Origin of the sequence: Stenotrophomonas sp. 2YAF22, assembly GCF_052114665.1 — a bacterium.
GTDB lineage: Bacteria > Pseudomonadota > Gammaproteobacteria > Xanthomonadales > Xanthomonadaceae > Stenotrophomonas > Stenotrophomonas indicatrix.
In genome coordinates this window covers 1-2,033 of record NZ_JBFRFE010000700.1, presented here as the reverse complement: position 1 = coordinate 2,033, position 2,033 = coordinate 1, and the positions used below count along the sequence as shown (strand labels likewise).

At 68.2% G+C, this 2,033-nt stretch carries 2 protein-coding genes; both read right to left on the bottom strand.

Annotated features, from left to right (window positions below; genetic code table 11):
* Positions 1–64: 64 nt before the first annotated feature.
* Positions 65–1,834, bottom strand: coding sequence for a phosphoenolpyruvate--protein phosphotransferase (gene ptsP / locus AB4Y84_RS20110; RefSeq protein ID WP_428703436.1), 1,770 nt, complete (start codon positions 1,832–1,834; stop codon positions 65–67).
* Between the two features lie 2 nt (positions 1,835–1,836).
* A complete protein-coding gene (locus AB4Y84_RS20105) occupies positions 1,837–2,031 on the bottom strand; it encodes an HPr family phosphocarrier protein (protein WP_442250769.1) in 195 nt (64 codons plus the stop codon).
* Positions 2,032–2,033: the final 2 nt, after the last annotated feature.

Sequence of the window (2,033 nt, the reverse complement as noted above, 5' to 3'; positions counted from 1 at the left end):
ACTGCAACATGCCTACCGAAGGCCCATGAGGTTGCCTGCCAGCGGCCGGCACTACCGTCGGGAATCAGGACGCGTCCGCCACAAGCGCCAGCCAGCGCTCGATGCCGCGGCGGTCGCGCATGCCCAGCAGCTTCGGTGCGCGGGCACGCAGGGCCCCCAGATCGGCATCACGGACAGCACGGCGTACTTCCAGCAGGGTGCCCGGGTGCAGGCTGAACTCGGTCAGGCCCAGTGCCAGCAGCAGCGGGGTCATCCGTGCGTCGCCGGCGATTTCGCCGCATACCGCCACCGGAATGCGATGGCGTGCGCCGGTCTCGATCACCATCTGCAACAGGCGCAGCACGGCCGGATGCAGCGGCGAATACAGTTCGCCCAGTGCTTCGTTGTTGCGGTCGGCGGCCAGCAGGTACTGAACCAGATCGTTGGTGCCGATCGACAGGAAGTCGACCAGATCGATGAAGCTCTCCAGCGCCAGCGCGGCGGCGGGTACTTCGATCATCGCGCCCAGTGGCACGTGCTCGGCCACCATGTGGCCCTCGGCGCGCAGTTGCTCGCCCAGTTTCAGCATKCGCCGGCGCACCGCCAGCAGTTCGTCGCGGGTGCTGACCATGGGCACCAGCACGCGCAGCTTGCCGTAGGCCGAGGCACGCAGGATCGCGCGCATCTGGGTGTCGGCCACCTTGGGCCGCGCCAGCGACAGGCGCACGCCGCGCAGGCCCAGCGCCGGGTTTTCCTCGTTGCTCAGGGTCAGGCCGGTGCGGTCAGCCTTGTCTGCACCCAGGTCGAGGGTGCGGATGGTCACCGGCCGGCCACTCATGCCCAGCGCCGCATCGCGGTAGGTCTGGAACTGTTCTTCTTCGTCCGGCAGCTCGTTGCGCTGCAGGAACAGGAATTCGGTGCGGTACAGGCCCAGGCCGTGGGCGCCCAGCGCATGTGCCTGGGTCACATCTTCCAGCGATTCGGCGTTGGCCAGCAGTGCGATGTCGACCTGGTCGCGGGTACGGCTGGGCTTGCTGCGCAGGCGGCCGAGCTCGCGCTGCTCGCGTGCGTGCTCCTTCAGGCGCGCCCGGTAATCACGCAGGTTGTCGGCCTGCGGGTTCACTGTGATGCTGCCGTCGGCGCCATCGATGATCAGCACGTCGCCGTCGAGCACCTTGTTCAGCAGCTGCGGCACGCTGACGATCAACGGCAGGTGCAGGCTGCGGGCAAGGATCGCACTGTGCGAAAGCGCGCTGCCAGCGCTGGTGACGATGCCGACCACACCGTGCGATTGCAGCTGGGCCAGCTCGGAAGGGGCGATGTTGTCGCAGACCAGGATTTCGCCGGCCAGGCCCTTCACCGCTGCGGGCCGCTCGGGCTGCAGGAAGGCATGTATGCGCCCGATCACATGGTCGAGGTCGTCCATGCGGCTCTTCAGGTAGGCATCGTCCATGCCGTCGAAGACTTTGGCCAGGCGGTCGCGCTGCAGGCGCAGCGCGTAGCCGGCACTGTAGGGTCCACTGCGGATCAGTTCGTCCAGGCCGAACAGCAGTTCGGGATCGTCCAGCAGCAGTGCATGCAGGTCGAGGAACTCGCCCACTTCCTGGTTCAGCGCGCCATGCAGGCGCTGGCGCAGCTCGTGCATCTCCGTGCGCGCCGCGTCCACGGCGCGATGCAGGCGTGCCAGCTCGGATTCAACCTGGGAGGGGGCGACGCGCTGTTCGGCTACTTCCAGTGCATGCGGCAGGCGCACGCGGGCGCGGCCCATCGCAGTACCTCGGGCGGCGCCGTGTCCGGCCAGCAGCTGTACCGGCCGTTGGCCGGTGGGGGCTTGGCCGGCGCGCGCGCGCGGCACGCTCAGTTGTCCTCGTCGAAGCGACGCTCGAACAGCTCAACCACCGCGTCCATCGCGGCGACTTCGTCTTCGCCGTTGATGCGGATGGTGACCGGCGTGCCTTGCCCAGCCGCCAGCAGCATCACGCCCATGATGCTCTTGGCGTTGATTTCACGGCCCTTGGCGGCCATGGTCACGTTGCAGCGGAACGGCGCCAGGG